The sequence below is a fragment of the Streptomyces sp. ICN903 genome (assembly GCF_022015835.1).
Taxonomy (GTDB): domain Bacteria; phylum Actinomycetota; class Actinomycetes; order Streptomycetales; family Streptomycetaceae; genus Streptomyces; species Streptomyces fenghuangensis.
This window is the reverse complement of record NZ_JAKMAY010000514.1, coordinates 1-2,078: the sequence shown is the minus strand read 5'-3', so window position 1 is coordinate 2,078 and position 2,078 is coordinate 1. Positions and strand designations below refer to the sequence as shown.

Here is a 2,078-nt window from a genome sequence, read left to right as displayed (position 1 = left end):
GGCCGGACACGCCGGGGAGACCGGGGGGCCGGAGGAGGCCGGGCGGTGGCGCGGCGTCGAGCGCGGGCTGCTGCGGATGCGCAGGACGCTGCTGACGGCCGTGTCCGTACCGCTCGTCGCGGTGCTGGGCCCGGTCCTGTGGCTGGCCACCGGTCCGTGGTGGGCCGTACTCGCCGCGGCGCCGGCGGCGGTGGCGCTGTGGGGGTGGCGGGCCGTCGCCCGCAACTGGGCGTCCTGGCGGTACGCCGAGCGCGACGACGACCTGCTGATCGAACGCGGAGTGGTGTGGCGCGGGCTGACCGTCGTGCCCTACGGCCGGATGCAGCTGGTGGAGGTCACCTCGGGGCCGCTGGAGCGGCACTTCGGGCTGGCCCGGGTGCAGTTGCACACCGCCGCGGCGACGACCGACGCGCACATACCCGGACTCGCCCCCGAGGAGGCCGAGCGGCTGCGCGAACGGCTCACCGAGCTGGGCGAGGCCCGTTCGGCGGGGCTGTGACGGGCCCGGCCGCGAGGGGGCTGTGATGGCACTGCTCCAGCGCCCCGAGGGCAGGCGGCTGCACCCGGTCACCCCGTGGCGGCGGGCGTGGGCGCCGCTGGCCGCGCTGTTCGCCTTCGCCGCGCAGGACCCGGAGCGGGCACGTCAGGGCGTGGAGTCCCTGACGGCCGGCCGGCTGCTGGCGGTCCTGGCCCTGCTGCTGCCCGCGGTGGCCGCGTACGGCTTCCTGTCCTGGTGGATGACGAGCTACACGGTCACCGAGACGGAGCTGCGCATCCGCACCGGCCTGCTGTTCCGGCGCGTGGCCCACATCCGGCTGGACCGCCTCCAGGCGATCGACGTGGGACGCCCCCTGCTGGCCCGTGTCGTGGGCGTGGCCAAGCTCAAGCTGGACGTGGTCGGCACGGACAAGAAGGACGAGCTGGCGTTCCTGGGCGAGCGGGAGGCCGTCGAGCTCCGCGCCGAGCTGCTGGCGCGGGCCGCGGGGATGGCGCCCGAGGCGGCCGCGGAGGCCGGCGAGGCGCCCGCCCGGGAGCTGGTGCGGGTCGGCACGCGGATGCTGGTGGTCTCGCTGCTGCTGCTCGGCACCGTCTGGGGCACGCTGGCCGCGGCGCTGGCCGTGCCCGCGCTGATCTGGTGGGCGAGCGGCAGCCTCTGGCCCGCCCTGGCGGTGGCGGTGCCGCTGCTCAGCGGTGTGTGGCGCAGCGGTGTGGGCCGCTTCCTCACCGAGTTCGACTGGGCCGTCGCCGAGTCGCCGGACGGGATACGGCTGGACCACGGGCTGCTGGACCGCGCCCACGCCACCGTCCCGCCCGGCCGCGTCCAGGCCGTCCGGATCGTCGAGCCGTGGCTGTGGCGGCGGCGCGGCTGGGTCCGGGTGGAGCTGGACGTGGCCGCCGGGGGCAACGAGGGCGGCCTGCTGCTGCCGGTCGCCACCCGTGAGACGGCCCGGGGCGTACTGGCGCGGGTGCTTCCCGGCCTCGACCCGGCCGAGGCGGCGGCGTCCCTGGCGCCGGTGCCGCGCCGGGCCCGCTGGGTCGTACCGCTGTGGTGGCGGGGACACGGCCACGGGGTGACGCGGACGGTGTTCGCCTCCCGCAAGGGGCTGCTGTGCCGCACGCTGTCGCTGGTCCCGCACGCCAAGGTACAGAGCGTCCGCCTCACCCAGGGCCCCTGGGAGCGGGCCTTCGGCCTGGCGGACGTCCACGTCGACCACGGCGCGAACGGCACGGTGGCGGCCCGGCTGCGGGCGGTGGAGGAGGCCCGTGCGGTGGTGGCCGCCCAGGCGGGGCGCTCCCGCACCGGGCGCCGCCGGGCGCGACCGGAGCGCTGGCTCACGTAGGCCCGCCGGGCGGGCGCGCGGGAGGCGCGGGGCGGGACCGGCGGATCAGGCGGACCGGGCGCGGCGCAGGCCCCGGAGCGGGCCCGCCCTCCGCGGTGTGCCGCCCGCTGCCTTGCCGCCGGCGCCCGTACCGCCGTCTTCGGCCGTGGGAGCGGAACCCCCGTCCTCGCTCTCGTCGTCGCCGGGTTCGCCCAGGTCGATGACATTGCCCGCGACGGCGGGCGAGGGGGTGCGGGC

The 2,078-nt window shown here is 78.0% G+C and carries 2 protein-coding genes and 1 pseudogene; 2 read left to right on the top strand and 1 reads right to left on the bottom strand.

Translation table 11 applies throughout. The features are described 5' to 3' along the window. Both L7D48_RS28385 and L7D48_RS28380 read left to right on the top strand, forming a co-directional pair. Positions 1 to 499 (top strand): PH domain-containing protein (locus tag L7D48_RS28385; protein WP_374494134.1); only part of this gene is annotated, 499 nt, incomplete at its 5' end. A gap of 25 nt (positions 500 to 524) precedes the next feature. Continuing rightward, positions 525 to 1,841 (top strand): PH domain-containing protein, encoded by a 1,317-nt coding sequence (locus L7D48_RS28380; RefSeq protein ID WP_237883899.1) that lies wholly within the window; start codon positions 525 to 527, stop codon positions 1,839 to 1,841. Between the two features lie 45 nt (positions 1,842 to 1,886). Here L7D48_RS28380 and L7D48_RS28375 read toward each other — a convergent pair. Next, positions 1,887 to 2,078: pseudogene (locus tag L7D48_RS28375) on the bottom strand (hypothetical protein); the annotation flags it as partial.